23 protein-coding genes are annotated in these 24,682 nt (G+C 64.0%); 4 read left to right on the forward strand and 19 right to left on the reverse strand.

The genetic code is table 11. From position 1 onward, the window contains the following. Positions 1-95: 95 nt before the first annotated feature. The 3 genes from IYX23_RS16035 to IYX23_RS16045 all read right to left on the reverse strand — a co-directional run bounded on the left by IYX23_RS16035 (position 96) and on the right by IYX23_RS16045 (position 4,188). Positions 96-1,139 (reverse strand): hypothetical protein, encoded by a 1,044-nt coding sequence (locus IYX23_RS16035; protein ID WP_196393516.1) that lies wholly within the window; start codon positions 1,137-1,139, stop codon positions 96-98. A 266-nt stretch (positions 1,140-1,405) separates the two neighbouring features. Next, positions 1,406-3,226 carry an ABC transporter ATP-binding protein/permease gene (locus IYX23_RS16040; protein ID WP_348643674.1) on the reverse strand — a complete coding sequence of 607 codons (1,821 nt, stop codon included), beginning with the start codon at positions 3,224-3,226 and terminating at the stop codon, positions 1,406-1,408. Between the two features lie 173 nt (positions 3,227-3,399). Continuing rightward, a complete protein-coding gene (locus IYX23_RS16045) occupies positions 3,400-4,188 on the reverse strand; it encodes a response regulator (RefSeq protein ID WP_196393514.1) in 789 nt (262 codons plus the stop codon). Between the two features lie 177 nt (positions 4,189-4,365). Between IYX23_RS16045 and IYX23_RS16050 the strand changes: the two genes are divergently transcribed. The 3 genes from IYX23_RS16050 (at position 4,366) to IYX23_RS16060 (ending at position 6,721) form a co-directional block, all read left to right on the forward strand. Then, complete coding sequence (locus IYX23_RS16050; protein ID WP_246716871.1) at positions 4,366-4,644, forward strand: NepR family anti-sigma factor; 279 nt, start codon at positions 4,366-4,368, stop codon at positions 4,642-4,644. After that, on the forward strand, positions 4,641-5,195 hold the full coding sequence (locus tag IYX23_RS16055) for a sigma-70 family RNA polymerase sigma factor (protein WP_196393513.1): 555 nt from the start codon (positions 4,641-4,643) through the stop codon (positions 5,193-5,195). The genes IYX23_RS16050 and IYX23_RS16055 overlap by 4 nt, the downstream gene beginning before the upstream one ends. A gap of 89 nt (positions 5,196-5,284) precedes the next feature. Beyond that, a complete protein-coding gene (locus IYX23_RS16060; RefSeq protein ID WP_196393512.1) occupies positions 5,285-6,721 on the forward strand; it encodes an HWE histidine kinase domain-containing protein in 1,437 nt (478 codons plus the stop codon). A gap of 21 nt (positions 6,722-6,742) precedes the next feature. Here the strand turns inward: IYX23_RS16060 and IYX23_RS16065 are convergent, their stop codons facing one another. The 10 genes from IYX23_RS16065 to IYX23_RS16110 all read right to left on the reverse strand — a co-directional run bounded on the left by IYX23_RS16065 (position 6,743) and on the right by IYX23_RS16110 (position 17,431). Further along, positions 6,743-8,038, reverse strand: a complete 1,296-nt coding sequence (locus tag IYX23_RS16065; protein WP_196393511.1) for an HlyC/CorC family transporter — start codon at positions 8,036-8,038, stop codon at positions 6,743-6,745. Positions 8,039-8,042: 4 nt separating this feature from the next. Beyond that, entirely contained in the window at positions 8,043-9,851 is a 1,809-nt protein-coding gene (gene aroB, locus IYX23_RS16070) for a 3-dehydroquinate synthase (protein ID WP_196393510.1), read from the reverse strand. A 10-nt stretch (positions 9,852-9,861) separates the two neighbouring features. Continuing rightward, entirely contained in the window at positions 9,862-10,608 is a 747-nt protein-coding gene (locus IYX23_RS16075) for an NUDIX hydrolase (RefSeq protein WP_196393509.1), read from the reverse strand. A 100-nt stretch (positions 10,609-10,708) separates the two neighbouring features. Next, positions 10,709-11,506: a nuclear transport factor 2 family protein gene (locus IYX23_RS16080; protein WP_246716874.1), complete on the reverse strand. Its 798-nt coding sequence runs from the start codon at positions 11,504-11,506 to the stop codon at positions 10,709-10,711. 187 nt (positions 11,507-11,693) lie between these two features. Beyond that, positions 11,694-12,713: a ketol-acid reductoisomerase gene (gene ilvC, locus IYX23_RS16085; RefSeq protein WP_196393507.1), complete on the reverse strand. Its 1,020-nt coding sequence runs from the start codon at positions 12,711-12,713 to the stop codon at positions 11,694-11,696. Positions 12,714-12,832: 119 nt separating this feature from the next. Beyond that, positions 12,833-13,384 carry an acetolactate synthase small subunit gene (ilvN, locus tag IYX23_RS16090; protein WP_196393506.1) on the reverse strand — a complete coding sequence of 184 codons (552 nt, stop codon included), beginning with the start codon at positions 13,382-13,384 and terminating at the stop codon, positions 12,833-12,835. Between the two features lie 81 nt (positions 13,385-13,465). Beyond that, complete coding sequence (locus tag IYX23_RS16095; protein ID WP_196393505.1) at positions 13,466-15,238, reverse strand: acetolactate synthase 3 large subunit; 1,773 nt, start codon at positions 15,236-15,238, stop codon at positions 13,466-13,468. A 236-nt stretch (positions 15,239-15,474) separates the two neighbouring features. Further along, positions 15,475-16,239 (reverse strand): glucose 1-dehydrogenase, encoded by a 765-nt coding sequence (locus IYX23_RS16100; RefSeq protein ID WP_196393504.1) that lies wholly within the window; start codon positions 16,237-16,239, stop codon positions 15,475-15,477. 80 nt (positions 16,240-16,319) lie between these two features. Next, on the reverse strand, positions 16,320-16,937 hold the full coding sequence (locus IYX23_RS16105; protein ID WP_196393503.1) for a glutathione binding-like protein: 618 nt from the start codon (positions 16,935-16,937) through the stop codon (positions 16,320-16,322). Between the two features lie 62 nt (positions 16,938-16,999). Then, positions 17,000-17,431 (reverse strand): hypothetical protein, encoded by a 432-nt coding sequence (locus IYX23_RS16110; RefSeq protein WP_196393502.1) that lies wholly within the window; start codon positions 17,429-17,431, stop codon positions 17,000-17,002. 475 nt (positions 17,432-17,906) lie between these two features. Here IYX23_RS16110 and IYX23_RS16115 point away from each other — a divergent pair, with 475 nt between their 5' ends. Continuing rightward, on the forward strand, positions 17,907-18,332 hold the full coding sequence (locus tag IYX23_RS16115; protein WP_196393501.1) for an MAPEG family protein: 426 nt from the start codon (positions 17,907-17,909) through the stop codon (positions 18,330-18,332). Positions 18,333-18,486: 154 nt separating this feature from the next. Here IYX23_RS16115 and IYX23_RS16120 read toward each other — a convergent pair whose 3' ends face one another. The 6 genes from IYX23_RS16120 to IYX23_RS16145 all read right to left on the reverse strand — a co-directional run bounded on the left by IYX23_RS16120 (position 18,487) and on the right by IYX23_RS16145 (position 24,434). After that, positions 18,487-18,738 (reverse strand): DUF2442 domain-containing protein, encoded by a 252-nt coding sequence (locus tag IYX23_RS16120; protein WP_109024415.1) that lies wholly within the window; start codon positions 18,736-18,738, stop codon positions 18,487-18,489. After that, positions 18,722-18,961: a DUF4160 domain-containing protein gene (locus IYX23_RS16125; protein ID WP_196393500.1), complete on the reverse strand. Its 240-nt coding sequence runs from the start codon at positions 18,959-18,961 to the stop codon at positions 18,722-18,724. The genes IYX23_RS16120 and IYX23_RS16125 overlap by 17 nt, the downstream gene beginning before the upstream one ends. A 31-nt stretch (positions 18,962-18,992) precedes the next feature. Beyond that, a complete protein-coding gene (locus tag IYX23_RS16130) occupies positions 18,993-20,666 on the reverse strand; it encodes an acyl-CoA dehydrogenase family protein (RefSeq protein WP_196393499.1) in 1,674 nt (557 codons plus the stop codon). Positions 20,667-20,767: 101 nt separating this feature from the next. Then, positions 20,768-22,237 carry a DUF3526 domain-containing protein gene (locus tag IYX23_RS16135; RefSeq protein ID WP_246716875.1) on the reverse strand — a complete coding sequence of 490 codons (1,470 nt, stop codon included), beginning with the start codon at positions 22,235-22,237 and terminating at the stop codon, positions 20,768-20,770. Between the two features lie 8 nt (positions 22,238-22,245). Further along, complete coding sequence (locus tag IYX23_RS16140) at positions 22,246-23,724, reverse strand: DUF3526 domain-containing protein (RefSeq protein WP_196393497.1); 1,479 nt, start codon at positions 23,722-23,724, stop codon at positions 22,246-22,248. Continuing rightward, on the reverse strand, positions 23,721-24,434 hold the full coding sequence (locus IYX23_RS16145; RefSeq protein WP_196393496.1) for an ABC transporter ATP-binding protein: 714 nt from the start codon (positions 24,432-24,434) through the stop codon (positions 23,721-23,723). The genes IYX23_RS16140 and IYX23_RS16145 overlap by 4 nt, the downstream gene beginning before the upstream one ends. Positions 24,435-24,682 lie beyond the last annotated feature (248 nt).

Here is a 24,682-nt window from a genome sequence, read left to right on the forward strand (position 1 = left end):
ATCCTGATCTCTTGAGGGCTTCCGGGCCGATAAATCGGCCCGGAAGCGGCAGCAGATCATCCTTCACGCGTCGCGTCGATTGCGTCGCTCAGACGTCAGCCGTACATCGGCGCCTGCATCTGCGGCACGTAGTAGACGGGCTGCGGCGCGGCGTCGAAGGGCAGGAAGCGCTGAGCGAGACCGCCCACCGTGCCGCCGATCGTCTGGCCAAGTCCGGCGTTGCCGAAACGGCCGCCGATGAAGCCGCCAAGCGGCGCGCCGATCGCGCCAAGCGCGTCGCCGACGATGCCCTGCGGCGCAAACACAGGCGCAGCCGTCTGGGGGACATAATACGTTCCAGCCTGTGGGCCAGCTTCGAACGGCAGGAAGCGCTGGGCCAGTCCGCCCACCACATTGCCAACCGTCTGGCCAGCGCCGGCGTTGCCGAAGCGTCCGCCGATCCAGTTGCCAACCCGGCCCCCGACCGCGCCGAGCGCATCGCCGATGAAGCCCTGCGGAACGAAAACCGGCTCCGCCTCGAACGGCAGGAAGCGCTGAGCGAGACCGCCCACCGTGCCGCCGATCGTCTGGCCGAGTCCGGCATTGCCGAAACGGCCGCCAATGAAGCCGCCGAGCGGCGCGCCGAGCGCGTCGCCGACGATCCCCTGAGGCGCAAATCCCGGCGCAGCCGTCTGCGGGACGTAATAAGTTCCGGCGTAGGGCTGCGGCGCGGCGTCGAACGGCAAGAAGCGCTGGGCGAGACCGCCCACCGTGCCGCCGATCGTCTGGCCAAGTCCGGCGTTGCCGAAACGGCCGCCGATGAAGCCGCCAAGCGGCGCGCCGATCGCGCCAAGCGCGTCGCCGACGATCCCCTGAGGCGCAAATCCGGGCGTAGCCGTCTGCGGAACATAATAGGTCCCGGCGTAGGCCTGCGGGCCGGCCTCGAACGGCAGCAGTCCGCCGAGCACGCCGCCAGCGACGCTGCCGATCTGCCGACCGAGATTCTGGTTGCCGAATGCGCGGCCAAGCGCGCCGCCGCCTAATCCGCCCAGCGCGCTGCCGAGCGCGCCGCCGATAATGCCCTGCGGCGCAAACATCTGATCGACAACCATGCCCATCGGCGCGACCGACGGCGTTGCTCCGTTGTAAGCGACTTGCATATCTAATCCTCCCAAAGGGTCAAAGAAATCTGCGCCGCTCAAATGCATGTCGCATTTGCTCATCGACGCAGAGCAAACGATAGGTCCTTTGGGAAACCCGATATATGGATCGTTGGGCACAGTTGAGGATACATGCGCGGCGAACGCCTAGCGCGCTTCCCGATCACATGGAATCGATAAGGAATCGCTCATCATAAAAATTTTGGAGCAGGTTCTCATCGAAAAATCCTGTCAACTTTTTCCGAGCCTGCCCTAGCGCCAACAAATCAATGAAGCGCGGCGTCGTCGAACAAGTGCCACAGGGATTTTTGCAGCTTACGGCTCGTTATATGCGCGCCGGCGGGGCGACGCTCAAGAACGAGTTTCTTGTCGTGAAAATCTTCCATGCCAACGCGATGGCCGACGCTGATCACCGTCGCGTCGGCGAGATCTTCATTGAACAGGCGCAGCATCGAAACCTGACTCTCTTCGTCGAGCGCCGACGTCGCCTCATCCATGATGATGATCTGCGGCCTTTGCAGCAAGAGCCGAACAAAAGCCGTTCGCTGCCGCTCGCCGCCGGAAAGCGTTTGGTCCCAGCGCTGCTCTTCGTCGAGATGCTTGACGAGATAACCCAGGCCGCATCGCCGCATCGCGCCTTCGAGCATATCGTCGGCGATTTCCTTGTCGGAAATTGAATAGAGCATGGCCTGACGAAGCGTGCCCAGAGGGATATACGGCTTCTGCGGCACAAAGGCGATGTGGGCGTCTTTCGGCAAGAGGATGCGCCCCGAGCCCCACGGCCATAATCCGGCGAGGGCGCGAACAAGCGTGCTCTTTCCCGTGCCGCTCGGCCCCGCCACCAGCAGCTTTTCGCCCGTGGGAATGACAACGTTCGCGCCGGCGATCACGATTCGGCCATTGCGATGCGCGACCGCGAGATCTTCTAAGTGAATCGTGTCGTCGTCGCTGACGCCGAAATCGATAAACTCCTTCTCCTCCATGATGACGGCGATATCCAGACTCTCGAGCGCTTCTGCGAGTTCGTCGACCCGGTTGGCCGAGGCCATCCACTCCGCGACGCGCACCGAATTGTCGATGAACCAGTTGAAGGCGATCTGCACCGAGACGAAGGCGGCGGTGAGCTGCATGACCGCGCCGAGCGTGAGCGCGCCCGTGAGATATTTGGGCGCGACCAGCACGAGCGGGATCAGCGGCACCAGCGCGCCGTTGGCGCTCTGCACGGTGGCGATGACCCCGTTGCGATGGATCTGGCGAATCCAGGCGGTGACGACGCGTCGATAGTTCTGCAGGACAGAACTCAATTCGTCGGCGTCGCCACGAATGAGCGCAATGCTTTCCGCGTTTTCCTTCAGCCGTGTGAGTTCAGAGAGGAACTGCGCTTCAGCTTCATTCTTCTGCGCAACGGCCGGAACCAGCGGACGGCCGGCGAAATAGGCGAGGCCGCCGGCGATCGTCGCATAAACCACCGCGGCGAAGCCGAGATATCCCGGCAACACGAGGCGCGCGCCAAACAGATGAAGCTCCAGGGCGCCGCCAACGGTCCATAGAACCCCGACGAAGGCCAACGCCGTCGCCAGCGCCGTTAAAAAGCCGACGGCGAATTCGACCAGCGGCTCGACGGCAAGTTGCACGTCCTTGGCGATCCGGTATTCCGGCGAGGTCTGCTCGGCTGCGGCGATCTCGAGACGGTAATAGCGTTGGTCCTCGAGCCACCAGCCGGCGAGTTTCTCGGTGAGCCATTCTCGCCAGCGCATCTGCAACGTCATGCGCGCGACAAGCGTTCCGCTAATGGCGAGGCCGCTGAACGCGACGAGGGCGGGCAACAGCAGCGTCGCCCAACTCAACGCTTCGACGTTCTTGCTTTCGAGCGCGTCGAAAAACTTGCGGTTCCATTCGTTGATGCTGAGCTGCGCCCCAAGCTGCAGCGCGATGCAAAGAGCCACCAACCCGGTCTGAGTCCATGCCCGTCGGCTGGTCTCGCCGGCCCAAAATCGCAGAGCAAGGACGCAGAACTCGCGCCAACGCGCCCGAGCAGCCCTCGGCGCCTCTGCAGCTACGTCTTCTGCTATAGCTTCACTATTCACAGTCAAAGAGCCCTCTCGGCTCAAGCGCGCAGAAAGCGATGAAAGCTCTTCTTGAGCGGCTCAGCGGAGCCTTGATGCGCGTATCTTATATGGCGCGGCGAAACCGCTAGACTTCAGCTTTGAAGGGCTTTTCGGGTAACTTCGGGGCCTGCCGGGATATCCGCCGCGAGCGGCTAGGCCGCGCGAGAGGCCTTGCGCTCGAAGAACAGCGCCTGGCTGATCGTCGCCTTGACCGTATCGACCTTGTAGGGCTTGCTGATGAGAAACGCTGGCTCGGGCCGCTCGCCGGTCAGCAGGCGTTCGGGAAACGCCGTTATGAAAATCACTGGCGCGTCGAAACTTTCGAGCATCTCGTTGACGGCGTTGAGACCAGAGCTGCCGTCAGCGAGTTGAATGTCCGCCAGAATGAGCCCCGGCCGCTTGCGCGCCGCAAGCTCCAGGGCCTCCTGATGGGTGCGGGCGACGCCAATGATGCGATGGCCCAGATCGCGCGCGATGAACTCGATGTCCTGGGCAATGAGCGATTCATCCTCGATGATGAGCACGTCCGTCGCGACGCGTTCGGCGATTTCCCGGCCGGCCTCGGTGACGAGCGCTTCCACCTCTTCTTCGGTCGCGCCCAATATGGCGGCGGCGTCAGTGACCGAAAATCCTTCGACCGTGCGCAGCAAAAACGCCTGCCGCGACCGCGGCGTCAGCAAGCTGATATTCCGCTGTGCTGCGGATATCTCGTCCTCGGGCGCTGCTTCGGTGTTCAGCCGGATCGACGACCACGACGTCATGAAGAGGTGGTAAAGCCCGACCTTGGGCGACATATTCGGTGGAAATGCATCCGGATCCACCACCAACGCCTCGAGCGTGGCGACAACGTAAGCGTCGCCGCTCTTTTGCGAGCCGCAAAGCGCCCGCGCAAATCGGCGGAGGTAAGGCAGATGCACCGCAATTTCCCGGGAGAGGTTCATACTTTCATCCTATGCCGCCCAGCGCCCAAGTCAATTCAAGCGCCCGCTGATAAGTCACAGTATTCCTTGCTTGCAATGGCGGAACAATTAGTGTTCTTACGCGTTCCATCAAGGGAGGCAGTCGCTCGGCCGCCCCGGGTAGAGGCGGCCAGTCTCGGGGCGAACTCGGGGTCGAGAATGAGCCAACGCGAAAATCCTCACGATAAAGATGGCCCCTCCCGCGACGCGGAACCGAACTTGAACAATAAGACTGGTGGTCGGGAGGAGGCTGATGCTGACGGCTTCCAGGATGCTGACGGCTCCCAACTGGACGGCGTCGCTTTGGACCCGAAGGTTCAAGCTCAGCTTGGACGCGTTTTTCGAGCCTATTGCGACGATCTGATTCACCAACCCATTCCAGACAAATTCACTGTGCTGCTGGCCAAGCTGGAAGCCAAACAGCGCGAAAAGAAATGAGCGACGAAACCTTCGGAGATCAGATGGTGGCGCAGATGCCCTATCTGCGCGCCTTCGCCATTTCGCTTTGCGGATCGCACAGCCTTGCCGACGACCTGGTTCAGGACACTCTGGTCAAGGCCTGGTCGCACGCCGACTCCTTTCAGCCAAACACCAATCTGCGCGCCTGGCTCGTCACCATTCTGCGCAACACCTATTTTTCCAGCTATCGGAAACGCTCGCGCGAAGTGCAGGACAGCGACAATCTCCTGGCCCAGCAGATCCCCGTGAAGGGGGGCCAGGAGTCGGCGCTCACCCTTACGGACGTTCAGGCGGCGCTGGATAAGCTTGCCCCCGAACACAAGGAAATTCTGCTGCTGATCGGGATCACCGAACTCTCCTACGATGAAGCGGCGGAGATCTGCGGCGTGGCCATTGGCACGGTCAAGAGCCGGTTGAATCGTGCGCGCGCCAAACTTGCCGAGCATCTGGGCCTGCTCACGCCAAGCGACATCGACACCGATCCCACCGTCTCGGACCTCGCGGCGCGGCGACCCTCCCGCGCCGTTTGACAGGCGAAGCCTTCGCGTGGGATGCGCGACCAAGAATCCGCGCTATCTGACGGTTACGCCCGGCAGGGTCCCGAGATTTGGCAGCGTAAATGACGGAAGGCCGCAACGGTCAATCAGCCCGGCGGTCGCCGCCCGTGGCGGCGACGGCGAAAGCCGACGCGCGGGCGCAAGCGGTCGTCGCCCTTCCGGCTGCGCTGGCGCTCTTGCTGGCCATGACGCCTGCCGCCCGCGCCGCGGAGGGCGCAGCCAACATCCCCGAGGTCTGGCGCCTAATCGTTGGCGCGCTCACAGCCGCGCTGGCGACGACCCTTGCGGTCATTTTCTGGCTGGTGAGACAACGCCGGAAAGCGCAAAGGGCGCAACATGAACTCGCGGAATTAAGTCTGGCCGTGGAAGCGCGCGGCGCCTCGCACTGGAGCGACACCGGCGTTCCCGAGGTCGATGCAATCGCGCATAGCATTCAGGACATGGACGAGCGCCTGCGCGAAAAGCGCAAGAGGCTGTCCGAGCTGAACGATCTACTGATGAAAAGCTCGACGATCGTCAGCCGCGCCGGAACGAATCTGCAACTGCGCGCGCTGCTTGACGCCGTGCCGGTCGGAATCATCATCGCCGAAGCCCCTAGCGGACGAATCGTCGAGGGCAATCACGTCATCGAAGCGATCCTGCGTCGCCCTGTGCGCTACTCGGAAAACACCCAGGCCTATTCCAAATGGAACGCGATTCATCAGGACGGCCGCCCGGTCGCGAATGAGGAATACCCGCTCGCGCGGGCCCTTGCTGGGGAGAACCATCCGCAGCTCGAGTGCAAGATCGAGCGCGGCGACGGCGCCTACGTCTGGATCAACATCGTCGGCGCGCCGATCCGCGACGACAAGGGCGCCGTTATCGGCGCGATCGTCGCCGTCACCGACGTCAACGAGATCAAGAACGCGGAGATGCACAATCAGATGATGAACCGCGAGCTGCATCACCGGGTGAACAATTCGCTCGCGATGATCCAGGGAATCGCCAATATCACGGCGCGCACGGCGCAAGACTTTTCGAGCTTTCAGCAAGGCTTCTCGCACCGCGTGCAGTGTCTGAGCCGCATCTCCACGCTGCTCGTGCAGACCTCTTGGGAACGAACGCCGCTCAAAGACCTGCTCATGATTGCGCTATCTTGCGGCAGCCACGACTACGCCGACCGTATCTCACTGTCGGGCGAAGACGTGGAATTGCGCTCCGCAGTCGCCTCCGCCTTGGGTCTGGCCATCAACGAACTGCTCGCCAACGCCGAGCAGCACGGAGCGCTGTCCGACGACGACGGACGGATTGCGATCAGCTGGCGTATCGATCGCGAAGAGGATCGTCCGCGTCTTATCTTGAATTGGACGGAGACAGGGGGACCAAAGGTCGAAAACCCCGAGCAAACGGGAGTCGGGCATTTCCTGATCACTAATGTGCTCGCGCGCCAGATGGGCGGAGACGTCAGGCTCTCGTATCGCGCCGAAGGCCTGCAAGCTGAATTATCCGCGGAAATTTAAAAGCGATCCCCGCGCGCATCGTTATACGGCTTGCTGCGGCGTCACCCGCAAGGCGGTGACGCGATTCCTGATCTTTCGCATCACCTCGAAACGGAAACCGTGATAGGTGAAGACCTGCCCCGCTTCCGGAATCGCGCCCGCCTCGTGGATCACGAGTCCCGCGATCGTTGTCGCTTCCTCATCGGGCAGCTCCCACGCCATGACGCGATTGAGATCGCGCACCGGCACGGCGCCGTCGACCAGCACCGACCCATCGGGCTGCGGACGCACGCCCTGCACCGCGAGATCATGTTCATCACGAATGTCACCGACGATTTCTTCGAGGATATCTTCGAGCGTGACGAGTCCCATCACCTCGCCATATTCGTCGACGACCAAGGCGAAATGCGTCTTGCGTTTTAGAAAGGCTTCGAGCTGATCCTCGAGCGTCGTCGCCTCAGGCACAAACCACGGGGCGAACATCACCTCGCCGACGTCAAGCTTGGAGGCGTCGCCGCCTGCGGCGTTCAGCGCCCGCAGCATGTCCTTCGAATGAAGCACGCCGACGAAATTGTCCGGTCGCTCGCGCCAGAGCGGCATCCGGGTGAAGGGCGACGACAGCACCTCGCGCACGATCTGGTCCGGCGGCAGATCCGCGTCGATCGTGCGCATTTTGGTGCGGTGGATCATCACGTCGGACACATGCAGCACCTGCAAATCGAGGACGCCGCCGAACATGTCGCGCGCGGCGCGCTCGACATTGCCTTCGTCATGCAGAATATCGACGGCGCTCTTTAATTCATCATAGGGCGAGCGAACCGTTCGGCCATGGCCGACCTCGACGCCCGCCAACGCGAGCACCGTGCGCACGATATATTCGACGCCCGCGAGGAGCGGCCCGACGACTCGCACGAAGGGCGCAATAAACTTCGCGACGCGCAGCGACGTTTCGTCGGGATGGTTGATCGCCAGGGTTTTCGGCAGAACCTCGGCGAACACAAGCAGCAGCACGGTCATGATGACGGTCGCATACACCGCCCCATTGTCGCCCGCGACGACGACCAGCACGCTCGTGGTGAAAGCGGAGCCGCCGATGTTGACCAGGGTGCCGCCAAGCAACAGCGCGGCGATCATTCGGTTTCGCTGGCGCAGCAGCCGATTGACGGCGGCGGCGCGCTTATCGCCCTCTTTTTCAAGCGAGTGCATCCGGGCGTGCGACGCGGCGGTGAGCGCCGTCTCCGACCCCGCAAAGACCGCCGACAGGAATACGCAGACGATGACGATGCCAACCGCAGTCCATATGTCGACCGGCGGCGCGCCGGGTTCGAGCCCATGCATGGCGCTATGTCCGCTTTAGCTCGTCTTTGAGAAAGCCAAGCACCTCATCGGCGTTGACGGATTTTGCAATGAACGCCTGGCCGATGCCGCGCAAGAGAATGAAAGTCAGCGCGCCGCGCTCGACCTTCTTGTCCTGATACATGGCGTCGAGAATGGCCTGGGCGTCGTCGCGCCAATCCGGAATGTCGTGGATCTTCGTCGGCAGGCCGACGGCCTTCAGATGGCGTTCGACGCGCTCCGCCGCCGCCTCGGGGCATAGACCGCGGCGCACGGAGAAGCGCGCGGCGCAAGCCATGCCGATCGCAACGCCCTCGCCGTGAACCAGGCGCGCGCTGTTGTAATCGGTCAGGCGCTCGAAGGCGTGGCCGAATGTGTGACCGAGGTTGAGCAACGCCCGTTCGCCCTGCTCCGTTTCATCGCGCGCGACGATCGTCGCCTTGGTCTCGCAGCTCACCGCGACGGCGCAAATCTGTTCCGCCTGACTCTGGAACACCGCGTCCGAGTCGGCGTCGAGCCAATCGAAGAACCGGGCGTCGCCAATCAGGCCATATTTCACGACCTCGGCGTAGCCGGCGCGGAACTCACGCAGCGGCAACGTCCGCAGCGTGTCGACATCGGCCAGAACCAACGAGGGCTGATGAAAGGCGCCGATCAAATTCTTGCCATGGCGCGAATTGATCCCCGTCTTGCCGCCAACCGAAGAATCGACCTGCGACAGCAACGTCGTCGGAATCTGCACGAAGCGCGAGCCGCGCCGCACGCTCGCGGCGACAAATCCGGCGAGGTCGCCGACGACGCCGCCGCCAAGCGCGACGATCAGATCGCGCCGTTCGATCCTTGCGGCCAGCACGTCGTCGCAGACGCGACCATAAACCGAGAGCGATTTTGACGCCTCGCCAGGCGGAACGATGATGGTCGTCACGCGCAGGCCGGCGTCCTTCAGACTCTGCTCAACCGTCGGAAGGTGCAGTCTGGCGACATTCTCGTCAGTGATGACGGCGCATGCGGCGCCGGGCGCGATCTCCGCAATGTAATCGCCAGCGCGCTGCAGCAGCCCGTCCCCGATGATGATGTCGTAGGAACGCCCGCCGAGCGCGACCCGAACAATTTCCTGGCGACGGGCGTCGCCTTCGGCGCGCGCGGGATACAGATGCGTCATGGCCTTGGCGAAACCTTTGCTTTGCGCCCGCTGTCGCAAGTCTTCCAAACTCGGCAAGCCTGCGGCGAGAACGGCGAGCGTATCATCGACCATCGCATCCTGCGGCATTTCGCGCGACTCGACGCGAAGATCGGCGAGCTCGTACACGGGGCGTCGCGCGTCCAGCAACTGGCGCAGCGTCTCCTCGGGATCGTCCGTTTGCAGCAGAGGACGATCATTCTTGCGGCGCACGCGCTTCAGCAAGGTCTTCAGATCGGCGTCAAGCCACACCGATACCCCCCGTTCGGCGATGCGATCGCGCGTGCGCGGGTCGAGAAACGCGCCGCCGCCGGTCGCGAGCACGACCGGGCCGCCGTTCAGAAGCCGCATGATGACGCGCCTCTCGCCGTCGCGAAAATAGCGCTCGCCATATTTGGCGAAAATCTCGGGAATGGACATGCCGGCCGCCGCGGCGACGATCTCGGCGTCCGCGTCGACGAAGGGAAGGCCGAGCCGCGCGGCCAGCCTCTGGCCGATGGCGCTCTTGCCGGAGCCCATCATGCCGACAAGCACGATAACCCTGCCGTTCAGGGCGGCGCGCACGGCCAAAGCACGCTCATCATTCATCGCTTGCGGAGCTGAAAGGAGGACGCCGAAGTGTTGCGGTCGAGTCATTGGCGCAAATCTAACCCGCGCCCAGCGGAATTTCATCCGCGCCGGCGAGGGCGCGCGAAAGATACGCGACCATGAAGGCGGGCAGGCGCGGGTCGGAAAGCGCCGTCAAGCTCGAAACCATATGCGCGTCCGCGAGTTCGGGCGCGCTTTCGGTCGCGATAAAGGCCTTCACCCTGGCGAGGAGGGCGTGCGACGGCGCATCGAAATCCAGCCTCTTGACGCAGGCGACATGCTGGCGATCGAATATCGCCGTCCAGCCGGCCGACGCATGCGCTTCCGAAGCGGCGAGGCCCGTCTCTTCTGCGAGTTCGCGCACAAGACTGCCGGCAAGATCGACGCGACCGCCCGAGACGACGTCGGAAGGGTCGGGGGTGCCGCAGGGAAAATAGAGATGACCGGCGAATGAGTGGCTTGGCCCCATTTCCCCGAGGAGATAGGCGCCGTCGCGCGCGCGCGCCGCCGGCATCGAGAAGCAATTGTATACGGCTTCGTCCGGCCAGCCGAATTCTCGCCAAGCAAGAAAGCTCGAGAAAGGCGTCTCGAAGAACGCCATGCGCAAGATGCGCGCGCCGTCCTCGCCGATCGCCCGCTCGACGCGGCAGGCGAGCATCACCGAGCCGTCGTAGAGCGCCGGATTGGCGCGGCGACGCCCCTCCCAGTGGCGCTTGATGTCGACGGCGCGCTCCTCAACGAAGCCCCAGCGATGATCGACAAAGCGACACTCGAGCCGATCGAAATCCACAACTTCGATGATCACGGGCGGGCCGCTCCTTGGCCGCAACGGCGCACGACGCCGTCAAATCTGGGCTGAGTTCGGCTGGACTGCCTAAATCGCATCGCACACGTCACGCGCTTCGTTACGCCTGCATCTGCAAAAGCGCCATGCTGTCACGAAATTCGACGATCTCGACAATGCGGCCGTCCTCGAAGCGCACGAAGTCGGCAAGCTGAACTTGGCCGCAACGGCCTGTGCCGCGATGACGCCATTCGACGATCCGACGCGCAGCGGCGGCGCCGCCGTCGACGATAACCTCGGGCATCGCGAGTCCGAGTTGCTCGAACTCGACCTCGATCGTGCGCACGATATTGATCAGCGCCTCTATGCCGCGATGTCGTCCGGCGTGCGAAACCGCCGTGCGGTCGCCAACGAATTCGCACACGACGTCAGGCGAACACAGCTCACGGAACAGGGCGATGTCGGGGCTGCGGGAGAAACTGCCCATGGCGATCAGTCGGCGCGCCATTTCATCGCGCGTCAGTCCCGGGCTGCGGGGGTTGAGAATGTCGTCGAGGCTTTGCGGCAGGAAATCGGCGCCGCGCGCGACGCAACGTTGATCCCGGAACTCGTACATTTCGGAAACGAGTCCGTTCCGCCAGCGCAGAAAATGCGCCATGTCCATGCTGTGGATATGGCCGGTGGCGCGGTGGCGCCACCGGCTGATCCATCGCACCACGGTATTGTCGCCTTCGACGAGAACCGCGAGGATTTCCGCGTCGAGCGGTTCATAATCAATGTCGACGCGGCGCAAATGCGCGCGCAGCGCATCTCTCCCGCGCCATTGTCCCGGAGGAAGCACGCCAAGTCGGGAGCAGCTGTAGTTCAACTCGACGTCTTCGACGAAATGTTCGACCAATGTCGAGACGTCGTACGTCATGCGGCTCCGTACAATCTCATGTACGCGCCGACGCGTTTCGCTCTCGATAACATGACTCGACCGCCCGCCCGGCCCGTGCATTCATCCCCCGCTATGGCGATGCATTTGTCGATGCGTGATGCGCCGACTGCGCCTCGGCAACGCCCCAAACCCGAGTGCGCGTTCGCCTTTTTGGGATCATTATGCGCTAATTGCGGTCCTTGTCGACCAACTTATTCTTGCCGATCCAGGGCATCATGCCGCGCAAGCGAAGCCCGACCTCTTCGATTGGATGCGCGTTATTTCGCGCGCGCGTGGCCTTGAAGGAGGTCTGGCCGACTTTGTTCTCCAGCATCCAATCACGCGTGAATTTGCCCGATTGAATATCGTCAAGCACACGCTTCATCTCGGCCTTGGTGTCCTTGGTGATGATGCGCGGACCGGTGACATATTCGCCATACTCGGCCGTGTTCGAAACCGAATAGTTCATGTTGGCGATGCCGCCCTCATAGATGAGGTCGACAATCAGCTTCACTTCATGAAGACATTCAAAATACGCCATTTCCGGCGCATAGCCGGCCTCGACCAGCGTCTCGAATCCGGCGCGGATCAATTCCACGAGTCCGCCGCAGAGCACGACCTGCTCGCCAAATAGATCCGTTTCGCATTCTTCGCGAAAGGTCGTCTCGATGATGCCGGCGCGGCCGCCGCCGATCGCCGCCGCATAGGACAGCGCAATCTGCTTGGCGTTGCCGGAGGCGTCCTGATGCACCGCGATCAGGCAGGGCACGCCGCCGCCCTTGAGATATTCGCCGCGCACCGTATGGCCCGGGCCTTTCGGCGCGATCATGGCGACGTCGATATCCTTGCGCGGCTCAATCAGGTTGAAATGGATGTTGAGGCCGTGGGCGAAGAGCAGCAGCGCTCCCGGCTTCAGGTTCGGCGCCATCTCATTGGCGTAGATCTCGCCCTGCAGTTCGTCGGGCGTCAGCATCATGATGACGTCGGCCCATTTGGAGGCTTCGGCGACGGTCATGACCTTGAGGCCGGCGCCCTCCGCCTTCGCGGCCGAGGCGGAGCCGGGGCGCAGCGCGACCGCGACCTCCGCGACGCCGGACTCCTTGAGATTTAGCGCATGCGCGAAGCCCTGGCTGCCGTAGCCGACGATGGCGACTTTCTTGCCTTTGATCAAATTGATGTCGGCGTCCCGATCGTAATAAACGCGCATGTGCTCTGCTTCCTTGATGTGCGTGCGCTCTTGGGGGAACGGCGCGCCCCGCGCGCCGTCGAATTCGCTGGCGGGCTCCTTCTACGCGGGCCGCCCGGCAAGGTCAAAATTCTCGAGCCTTAGATCGGATCGGGCCCGCGCGAGATGGCGGCGACGCCTGTGCGAGAGACCTCGACGAGCCCGATCGGACGCATCAGGTCGATAAATTCATCAATCTTGTGCGGTTTGCCGGTCAATTCGAAAATGAAGCTCTCAGTCGTCGCGTCGACGATGCGGGCGCGAAAGGCCTCGGCGAGCTGTAGCGCGAAGGTGCGGTGCTCGCCGCGACCTTTGACTTTGACCATGGCGAGTTCGCGTTCGAGCGAACGCATCGACATGGTGAGGTCTGTCACCTGATGCACGGGGACGAGTCGCTCGAGCTGATGATGGATCTGGTCGATCGTCTCCGGCGCGCCGGAGGTCAATATGGTGATGCGCGAGAGATGTTCGGCGTGGGCGACTTCGGCGACCGTGAGGCTCTCGATATTGTAGCCCCTGCCGGAAAACAGGCCGACGACGCGCGCCAACACGCCCGGCTCATTGTCAACGAGCACCGAAAGCGTATGCGACTCGACCTTGGAGTTCGGCGCGGCCGCGGAATAGGGGGATGGCGGAGAAGCAGGAGCGTTCATCTTTTTTCCTGGGCGGTCGGCAAATCGGCAGTCGGCAATCGATTGCAGCGCTACGACTGCCGATCGCCGAAACCCGACCGCCTAAACAAGCATCTTGCCTTTTTCGTCGATGACCGCGCCGATCTCTATCCCGGCGTCGTCGGAAAGATCGGCGAGCAGCATGTCGTTATGCGCCTTGCCGGAGGGGATCATCGGGAAGCAATTCTCGACCTTGTCGACGACGCAGTCGAAGATCACCGGTCCGTCATAGTCGAGCATCTCCTGGATCGCGGCGTCGAGCGAGGCGGGATCAGAGCAGCGGATGCCCTTAGCGCCGAAGGCTTCAGCGAGCTTGACGAAATCGGGCAGCGCCTCGGAGTAGCTATGCGAATAGCGCCCGCCATGCAGAAGCTCCTGCCACTGGCGCACCATGCCCATATATTCGTTGTTGAGGATGAAGATCTTCACCGGCAGGCGATATTGGATCGCCGTCGACATTTCCTGAATGCACATCAGAATCGAGGCTTCGCCGGCGATGTCGATCACGAGCGAACCGGGGTGCGCGAGCTGCGCGCCGATCGCCGCCGGGAGACCGTAGCCCATGGTGCCGAGTCCGCCCGACGTCATCCAGCGGTTCGGCTCTTCGAAATGATAATGCTGGGCGGCCCACATCTGATGCTGCCCGACTTCTGTCGTGACATAGACGTCGCGATCCTTGGTCAGCGCATAGAGCCGCTGCACCGCGTGCTGCGGCTTGATCGCCGTTTCCGAATTGCGGAAGGCCAGTGACTTGCGCGCCCGCCACTCGTTGATCTTCGCCCACCAATGATCGAGCGGCTGCTTGTCGGCGCTCATCGCCTCGGCGCGCCACAGGCGCACCATGGCTTCGAGCACATGGGCGCAGTCGCCGACGATGGCGAGATCGACTTTGACGTTCTTGTTGATGGACGAACGATCGATGTCGATGTGGATCTTTTTCGAGCCCGGCGAAAAGGCGTCGAGACGCCCGGTGATGCGGTCGTCGAAACGCGCGCCGACCGCGATCATCAGATCGCAGTCATGCATGGCGTGATTGGCTTCCCAAGTGCCGTGCATGCCCAGCATGCCGAGCCAATTTTCGCCCGACCCCGGATAGGCGCCGAGCCCCATCAGCGTCGAGGTGATGGGAAAGCCCGTCAGGCCGACGAGTTCGCGCAGCAGGGTCGAGGCTGCGGGTCCGGAATTGATGACGCCGCCGCCGGTGTAAAAGATCGGACGCTTCGCCGCCGCCATCATGCGCACGGCCTGCTGCATCGCCTCCATGTCGGCGTCGAGCTTGGGATGATAGGTCTTGTGCGCGGCGCTGCGCGGCGGGGCGTAGACGCCGCGCGCGAACTGCACGTCCTTGGGGATGTCGATGACCACGGGTCCGGGCCGGCCGGACGAGGCCACATAAAAGGCTTCATGCAGCACGCGCGGCAGATCGGCGATGTTCTTGACGAGATAATTGTGCTTCGTGCAGTGGCGGGTGATGCCGACCGTGTCGCATTCCTGGAAGGCGTCGGAGCCGATCAAATGCGTCGGCACCTGACCGGTGATGCAGACAAGCGGGATCGAATCCATCAGCGCGTCGGTGAGGCCCGTCACCGTATTGGTGGCGCCCGGTCCCGAGGTGACGAGCAACACGCCGACCTTGCCGGAGGAGCGCGCATAACCCTCCGCGGCATGGGCGGCTCCCTGCTCGTGGCGCACGAGAATGTGCTGCACCTTCTCCTGTTGGAAGAGCACGTCATAGATCGGAAGGACGGCGCCGCCCGGATAGCCGAAAAGAATCTCCACGCCCTGGTCCTTCAGGGCTTCGACCACCATTTCGGCGCCGGACATTTCCTTCGACATCATCATTTTCCGTCTTGCTTCTCGCGGCGGGCGACTAGGATGTTTTTCGTCTTCGGGCAACAAAAAAGGCCCTCTTGGGGCCTTGGGTCAAGCGCCATTGGCGGAGGCCGGGCCTAGCCCAGCTCCATCCTTGGCGCTTCAAATACGAGAATTGCGCGCATTCCGCGTTCCGCCCTTTTGTTCACAGCCGACGTTACGGGAGGCGCGGCGGAGAATCAAGGGCGGAGAGTCACTCTTCAGCGGGCGATCCATCCGCCATCGACGACGAGGAGGTGGCCAACGATGAACCGCGCCTGCTCGGAGCACAGGAACAGCACGGCCTCCGTCAGCTCCTCGGCCTTGCCCATCCGCCCGATCGGAAAAAGCTTCCCCGCCTGCTCAGGGCTGATGTGCTCCTTCTCCATCCATTGATGGAAGACGTCGCCAGGGGCGTCGATGCCGCAGGCGCAAATGGCGTTGACGCTGATATTGTCCTTGGCGACCTCGAGCGCGACCGTCTTGGTCAAACCGTCGACGCCGCCCTTGGAGGCGGCATAAACGCCTTCCGCGGGGTTGCCGGTGAGGCTGCCGGTGATCGACGACTGGTTGACGATGGCGCCGCCGCCGTTTTGGCGCATCTGGCGGATCTCGTGCTTCATGCAGAAGAACACGCCGCGCAGATTCACATCGATGTGGAAGTTGAAGCCCTCCTCCGTCTCATCGGCGATGGGTTTGAAGCGGACGACGCCGGCGTTGTTCACCGCGCAGTCAAGACGACCGTATGCCTCGACGGTCTTCGCGACCATGGCTTCGACATCCCGCTCGATCCGCATATCGGCGCGCGTGAAGAGCCCCTCGGCGCCCGCCGCGTGTATCATGTCGAGAGTCTCGCGCCCGCCAGCCTCGTCGATATCGGCAAGCGCGACCCTCGCCCCCTCGCGGGCGAAGGCGAGCGCCGTCACCCGGCCGAGGCCTCTCGCCGCGCCGGTGACGAGCGCAACTTTCCTATCAAATCGAGACATGAATCTCTCCCGAGCCTGAGCGGAAGCTTTCACCCGCCGCCGTCGCGGTCAAGCTCGCAAGAGGCGATCATTGCAGGCCGTCACGCCCCTTCGGCGGCGAGCACGCGCTTGACCCCTTCGTCCGCCGCCATCATGTCGTGGTGCTTCTGAACATTCGGGTATTTCGACAGCCCGTCCTCCAGCAGCGACGCGCCCCAGCGCTCCATCGGGAAGACATAGGCGTCGAGATAGCTCAGCTTGTCGCCGACCATGTAGCGGCGATCCGCAAGATGCGCGTCGACAATATCGAATTTCTTGCGCACAAGCGCCTTAGCGGCTTCGCGCACATTGTCGAACGCCTCCTTCTCGCGGGAGCGCGTATAGCGGTCCGGCAAAAACAGCGGGAAAAAGGCCGGGTGGAGATCGCCGGTGATGAAGGAGGACCAGCGGTCGGCCTCGGCCTCGTCGCGCGGCGAACCGTCGGCGGCGATATCTGCCTGCGGGAAGCGGTCGGCGAGATAGCGCAGCACGGCCGCGGCCTGGGTCAGGATCCAGCCTTCGCCGGTGTCGAGCGCCGGCACTGCGCCTGCCGGGTTGATCTTCAAATATTCCTTGTCCCCGAACTCCACCGCCTTGGTTTCGTAGGGTTCGCCAATCCATTCGAGCGCAATGTGCGGCGCGAGCGAACACGCGCCTGTGTGATAGTAGAGCGTGAGCATGAGGGCCTCCGGTTGAGGGCGTCGCTCTTAGAATAGGGCGGCCGCCCGCGGGAGGGTCGCGTCTATCCCTCGCCGCAGTCGAGAATCCAGGTTTTGTCGCAGAAGGCGACATAGAGGCGCTCCTGCCCCAGCGCCGCCCCGAGTTCGCCGGCGAGTTCATTCAGCATCGCCTCGATCTGCGCGTCGGGAATGCCGCCGAGATAGGCGTGCACCGCTTCGCCGGTGAGGATCGCGACCGGCTCGCGGTCCGAACCGACCGTGCCATCCTCCTTGGGCCAGGCGTAGGTCACCTCGCCGCGGGTGAACATGCCTGAGAGCGCGGGCTGGCCCGCCTCGACGCGGCGGCGCATCCAGGCGTGCGCGCAGCGCACCGCTTCGGAAACGTCATAGACGCGGCCCTCCGACTCCCAGCCCTCGCGCAGCCCGACGGTGATGCGGAAATCCCGCCGTGGCCCGCGTGAGCCGTCAACGAGGCGATAGACGCGCTTGCTCATGAGCGGAAAGGTAAGGCGCCGGATGCGCGCAAGAAAGGCTGGGCGCCGAGATAGCGCGAAGTAGCCTACGGGTCTTCGAGCGCGCCCCTTGGCGATGTCGAACGCGCTTTACACTTCGTCGAGGTCGCGCGGGCGCTTTGGCTGGTCAGCGCTTGCCCGTCCATGTGGACGCGAGCTTTTGCAGAGCCTTATCCGCTTCCTGCTCAGCCTCGCGCTTGGTCGCGTAGGAATGCGGGGACCGCAGATGAATCTGGGAGCCCTCGCAGACAGTCCAACGGAACCGCTCCGCGTAGAGGGGGTCAGGCTCAATTCTGGATGTAAACAGATCTGTTTCGCGCATGGCCACATTATGCGCGCCGCCGCCTGTTTATTCCAGAGCGCTCACGAATGTCATAATCAAACTGTTCGGACGATCGCCGAGTTCCCCGCGCCCTAACGCGCGCATTCTCTTCACGGAAGGCTCAAGGAGGCTCCAATGCCCATCCCCGTCTGGGTCCTGCTCGGTTTTGCGCTTTGGACGCTACTACTGCTCTTCACGACCGTCGGCGTTTATCGCTGGAGCCGGATCTTGACCGGTCGCACGGCGATCTCCGACTGGCGCGCCGACGAGCCGCAAGGCGGCGAATGGTATCGCCGCGCTGTGCGCGCCCATATGAACTGCGTTGAGAACCTGCCCGTCTACGGCGCGATTGTCGTCGCGATGCTCGCCGCGCGCGTCGCGAGCCCGATCCTCGATGCGCTGGCGATCATCATCCTTATCGCGAGGATCTGCCAGAGCGCGGTTCATCTGCTCTTCGAGCAGACGAATGTCGTCGCCGCGATCCGCTTCGCCTTTTACTTCGCGCAGGCGATCTCAATGCTCGCCATGGGCGCGCTGATCGCGATTTTGGCGCAGGGGTGACGAGAAGCTTCAGTATCTGAGCCGGCAGCTCATGAGCGCGCGTGGATGCCCGCGACAAGCGCGGGCATGACGCGGAGAAGCTGCGCTTCAACAGTTAAGTCGTCGCGCTTTTAGTTTATCGGCTTCGCCCGTCGCCGTCGGCGCTACTCGCGCCCTACTGCGCCGCCACCGGCGTGTGTCGCGTCTCGTCGCCGCGGCCGGCGAGCAATCCTTCGATGGAGATATCCTCGTCGAGTTCGTCCCAGTGCAGCCCTTTGCGGCTGATCTCGTAAGCGAGGCGCTGCGCCCGTGTCGCATGCAAAAGACGCGGGAACCAAACGAGCGGAACGCCGAGCGTGCGTCCATCCGACAGTTCGACCCACATGCTGTCGTCGTCAAAGCGTAGGGACTTAGCCGAAATGCTCATGCCAGGCCCTTTCTATGAAGGTTGCGCGATCCTGGACGATTTTCTCCAATTGGCGCAAGGTCCGCGCGTCAAAACCATCGCTGGCGGCGAGGCTGATGGGCGAAAGCCAAAACTTCGCGTCGCCCTCGCCTTTTCGCACATGCACATGGATCGGCTCGAGCGGGCTGCCTTCATTTGAATAGAAAAAGAAGCGAAAGCCGTCCTGTCGAAAGATGACCGGCATTTCGCCCGTTCCCCATTCTCGTTCGTCGCCCTTATCCCTCCAGCAGCCGCCGCGCGATCACCTGCGCCTGAATCTCCGCCGCGCCTTCAAAAATATTAAGGATGCGGGCGTCGCAGAGCACGCGCGAGACCGGATATTCGAGCGCGAAGCCGTTGCCGCCATGGATCTGCAGGGCGTTGTCCGCCGCCGCCCAGGCGACGCGCGCGCCAAGCAGCTTCGCCATCCCCGCCTCGAGATCGCAGCGCTTGCCCTCATCCTTCTCGCGCGCGGCGAAATAGGTGATCTGGCGAGCGACGTGAATCTCGATCGCCATCGAGACGATCTTGTTGAAGACGCGCGGGAAGGAGAACAGCGGCTTGCCGAACTGAATGCGCTCCTTGGCGTATTTCAAGCCGAGGTCGAGGGCGCATTGAGCGACGCCGAGCGCGCGCGCCGCCGTCTGGATGCGGGCCGACTCGAAGGTCTCCATGAGCTGCTTGAAGCCCTTGCCCTCTTCGCCGCCGAGAAGATTTTCAGCCGGCACTTCGAAATTGTCGAAGCCGATTTCGAACTCTTTCATGCCGCGATAGCCGAGCACTTCGATCTCGCCGCCGGTCATGCCCTTGGCGGGGAAAGGATCGCTGTCGGCGCCGCGCGGCTTTTCCGCGAGCAGCATGGAGAGGCCCTTATAGCCCTTCTCGTTCGGATTGGTGCGCACGAGCAGCGTCATGACATCGGCGCGCACCGGATGGGTGATCCAGGTCTTGTTGCCGAAGACCTTGTAGACGCCGCCCTCGAGCGTCGCGCGGGTGCGCAGGCCGGCAAGGTCGGAGCCGTTGTTGGGCTCGGTGAAGACGGCGGTCGGCAGGATGTCGCCCGCGGCGATCTTTGGGAGATATTTCTCCTTCTGCGCCTCTGTCCCGCCGACCAGGATCAGTTCGGCGGCGATTTCCGAACGCGTGCCGAGCGAGCCGACGCCGATATAGGCGCGCGACAGCTCCTCGGAGACGACGCACATGGCGATCTTGCCCATGCCGGAGCCGCCATATTCTTCGGGAATCGTCAGGCCGAAGACGCCGAGTTCGGCAAGGCCGGAGATGACGTCGAGCGGGATGTAGTCATTTTTCGAATGCCAGTCGTGCGCATAGGGCGTGACATTGGCGGAAGCGAATTTGCGCATCTCGCTGCGGATCGCCTCCAGCGTCTCGTCGAGGCCCGACGCGCCGATGGTCTCGGCCGCGGCATGGTGGTCGATGAGTTCGGCGAGGCGAGCGCGGTTCGCCGGCGTATTGCCGGTAAGGATCAGCCGGTCGACGCAGGCGGGACGCCGCGCCGCGATCTGCTGGCTCGACAGGCCGAAATCGCTGAGCCGGACGATCTCGCCCTGGCTCATCGGAATGCCGCCGTAAACTTGCGCGAGGAATTCGGCGAAGCCGATCTGGTTCAAAAGCTCCTCGGTCTCGCCATAGGCGCCCTCCGCCGAGAGGCGTTCGGCATAGTCGATGAGTTCGCGCAGCCCCTGCACATAGGTCGCGAGCCAGGCGAGCCCGTGGGCGGCGTGCTGGTCGGCCTCGATCAGTTCGCTGGAAAGCTTGCCGTCCTTGGTGACGCGGGCGCGCACGCTCGTAAGCGCATCCTTGTAAAGCGCCTCGACGGCGGCCAGCGCCTCTTTCGCATCGGTCGTCCAATCGGCGGCTTCAAGTTTCGTCGCGACGGCTGCGGTCATTCTTTCTTTCCGGAAGTCAAGGCGCCCGTAGGCGCTGGGCGAATTTGCGCCTTACATGCCGCCATTTGGCCGAAGACGCAACCGGCGCGGGCTGCGCCGCATTATCGCGGCGCGGCGCTCCGGTAGCCGCGGATTGCGAACGCGGCGAGCAGCAAGGCCGGCAACGCGACGCCGATGAGCGCGCCGGCATGTCCGGTCGGCGCAGGCCCCATCAACTCGTCATCCGCTTGCGTGAATTTCGGCATGGCGGCGTAATCCTGCGCCGTCAGCGACGCGCCCGCCTTGGCGCGGGAGAGAAAGAACTCCCGCCAGTCGACGTGGAAGGCGCGGATCCGGTCGAGGAAGGCGCGGTAGCGCTTCTCCCCGGCGCCGGCGATGTCGGCCATCGCCTGATAGGTCAGATAGGCGGGAGAAATGTAGCCGAGCCGGTCCGCCATGTCGCGCTGGCGCGCAAGCTGCGCGTCATGCTCGGCGACGATCGCCTCGACGCGCTGAAACGCTGCCTCCTGCGTCGCCAGACGCCGCAGCGTCATCTCTTGCGGACCGCCGGCTGGCTTTTCCGCGTCGCCATGTTCCTGGGCGTAGCGCGCGAGCGAGGCGTCGCGCGCGCGGTCGGCGTCGATCGAGGCCGCCCGGGCCGCGAGCACCATGTCGGTTCGGGAGGGCGCGGGATGGGCGAAAGCGGCGAGGCTGTTGATCGCGGCCGGCAGGATCATCGTGATCGCCACCCAGGCGCCGATCAGCGTCAGCGCGTTGAAGGCGGAGCTCCGGCCCAGCCCGTCGACCGCGGCGGCAAGCGCCGCCCAGAAGAGACCGTAGAGCAGCACGACGAAAAGCAGCGCCGCGAAGCCGGGCGTCGCAAGCCGCTCCCAGCCGGCGAAGATCCAGACGCCCGCCGCCACCGCCAGCAGCGTCACGGCGATCGGCGCGGCGACGCGCGCCGTCAGCTTGCCGGCGAGCGCCACGCCAGGACGGCGCGCCGAGGCGAGCGTCATCGCCAGCGTTCCCTGCTCGCGCTCGCCGGCGAGCAGATTGAAGGCCATCGCCAGAACGACGAGCGGATAGACGAAGACGACGACGAAGGCGAGATCGGTCGCGCCCGACATCAGATTGGCCGGATTGTCGATCTCGTCGACGAAGAGAAAACTGTCTTTGGAGCCCGTCGTCACCCGGACGGCGGGCGGCAGAAGATCGCTCTGCCCTGTGGCGACGAGCGCCAAAGGCGCGGGCGCGAGCGCGGCGACCGCCGCGGCGGGGCCTCCCCCCATGAAGGCGGCGTTGCGCGGATCGCGATAGGGCGGCGGCTCCGGCGCGGGCTTTCCCTGCGTCTCGCCCTGCTGCAATTGCGCGAGCGTCTTCTGGAGGTTTGTCAGGCGCTGCGTCTCGTCGGCGCGGGCGCCCGCGATCGCCGCCTGTTGCGCCGCGACGCGCGACGCGCCCATGCCGAGGGCGAACAGCGCGACGCCCGCCAAGGCGATGAGCGCGAACCAGATGGCGCCGTCGCGGCGCATCATGCGCGCCTCAAAGCGCACGCCCGCGAGAAAAGCGGAAGAGAGAAAAGCGGAAGACATGGGCGCGCTCATACGGGCCGCAGACGCCGCGCCGCGAAGAGCGCGAAAGCGCAGGCGAGCGCGAGCCAGCCCAATAAGCCGATCATGGGGAGCGCGCTGTAGCCGAGGGCGAAGACCGCCCCGGGCGCGCGATAGGCGAAGGAGGCGATCTTTCGCCACAGCTCTGGCCCCGCGACATATTGTTTGTCGTGGGCGAAATGGATGATGTTGTCGCTGACCTGATTTTGGATGTCGCGCCGGTGCGCCTCGGCCGCCGTGGCGAAATCGAACTGGCTGCGGCTGTCGACGCCGGCGAAGGCCATCGAGATCGGCCGCAGCGCGAGCAGCGGAAAAAGGAAGCCGGGCGCGGCGCGCAGCGCGTCCTGACGGTCGAAGGCCGACTGCAGCGCGCCGAAGTGGCGGTCGAAGATCGCATAGCCGGCCTCGTCGTCCTTGCGCAGCGAGAGGCCGCGGAAGCTGACGGGCAGATCCTCGATGCGCGAAACTCCATATTTCTTCAGCGTCTCGTCGCGGAAGGCGACGAAGGCTGGATGACTTTCGTCATGGCCGAAGGTCTTCGCCTTGTCCTGCGCGATACCGGCTCGAAATTCCTGCCATGTCGGCGTCGGCGCGAAGGCGCGCGCCGCGTCCGTGGCGAGGCGCGGCGCGAGAAAGGAATTGGCGAGCCAGAAGGCGAGCAGCGTCACGAGCGCCGCGCGGGAGTTTCTCGCCAAAGCCGAAACGCCGAGCGCGAGAAAAGCGAAGCCCGCGAGATAGGCGGCATAGGCGGCGCCAAGCGCAGCGAGCCGAAGGAATTGATCGGCGAGCGACAGGCGTTCACGATCGACGAAGAAGACGAGCGCGAGCGCCGCGCCGACGAAGGCCGGCGCGAGCAGCGCGAAAATGGCGCCGATGAGCGCGAGCGCCTTGCCGGCGAGAATGTCGCGCGGCCGCGCGCCGACGCTGAGCAACTGTTTCAGCGTGCCGCTTTCGCGCTCGCCCGAGAAGCTCGCGAAGCCCATCAGGATGACGATGAGCGGCGCGACCGTCTGCAGGATGAAGGCGAGCGACAGCGAGCCGAGCCGCGCGCCGACGCCGCCGTCGCGCGCCTGTTTGAACTGGGTCTCGTTCTGCTTATGCGCCTCGAGCCACACCGCCGAGCCGACATAGGCGTCGACGCCGGGCTCGGCGAGCGCCAGCGGGCTCAACGGCTTGAACGCGTATTGGCCGAAATGCGCGGCGGCGTGCGGATTCTTGGCGCTCTGTCCGACCCAAAGCTCGCGATCGGCCTGCGCCGCCGCGTCGCGCTCGCGCAGGATGCGGGCGCTCTCGACATAGCCAAAGGCGAGCGCGGCGAGCATCAGCGCGACGACGAAGGCGCAGAGCCAGACGAGCCGCCGGTCGCGGAACAGCTCCAGCCATTCCTTGGCGGCGACGGCGCGCACGACGCGCCAGCTGCTCTTCGCCGGCGCCGCAGCGGCGAGAGGCGCGAGAGCGAGATCGCTCACGCCGCCCTCGCGAAAAGATCGAGATAGGCGCGCTCCAGCCCGAGATGATCGACGTCATCGGCGCCGAAGACCGACGCGAGGCGGCCCTGCGCCATGATGCCGATCTTCGTGCCGCATTGCTTGGCGAGGAAGAGGTCGTGCGTGACCATGAGTACCGCCATGCCCTCCTTGCGCAGCCGCTCGATGAGCGCGGCGAACTCATTGGCCGCGAGCGGATCGAGGCCGGAGGTCGGCTCATCAAGCACCAGCGCCTGCGCGCGCCTTGCGAGCGCGATGGCGACGCCGACCTTCTGGCGCATGCCCTTGGAATAGCCGCGCACGGGACGATCGAAGGCGTCGCGCGGCAGGCCGGCGGCGGCGAGCAGCGAGAGCAGCGTCTCGCGCGGCGCCTCGGCCCCGGAAATTTCGGTGAAATATTGCAGATTCTCGAGGCCCGTCAGCGCGCCGTAGAGCATCACCTGTTCGGGGATATAGGCGAGAAGCGCGCGCGCCGCGGAGGGATCAACCGCGGCGTCGATCCCGCAGACGAGCGCCTGACCTGCGGTCGGCTGTATAAAATTCAGGAAGAGATTGACGGTCGTCGTCTTGCCGGCGCCGTTGGGGCCGAGCAGGCAAAACACCTCGCCCGCCGGCACGGTAAAATTCAAATGATCGAGCGCCGGAGAGTCCGCGCCGTCGTAACGCTTGGTGAGATTGCACGCTTCGAGCATGGCCGCATCCGCCTTACGGCTCGCTGCCGGCGCGTGTGGCCCCGCGCCGGCGTCAAGTATGATTTCTGCCTCAAATCTGCATCATTGCTTCAAGGCGGTCAAGCGCGCGGGCGACGCGTCACTTAACTTCTAGACCTTCCAAGGAAGCGGTCTAAAGCTGGTCGGCCGCCCTCTCGTTTTGGATTTATTCCGCGGTTGGGTAATTTTGCGCGCAATGAGGATCAAGCGATCATGTCGAAGGCACGGAG

The sequence above is a fragment of the Methylocystis sp. L43 genome (assembly GCF_015709525.1).
GTDB lineage: Bacteria > Pseudomonadota > Alphaproteobacteria > Rhizobiales > Beijerinckiaceae > Methylocystis.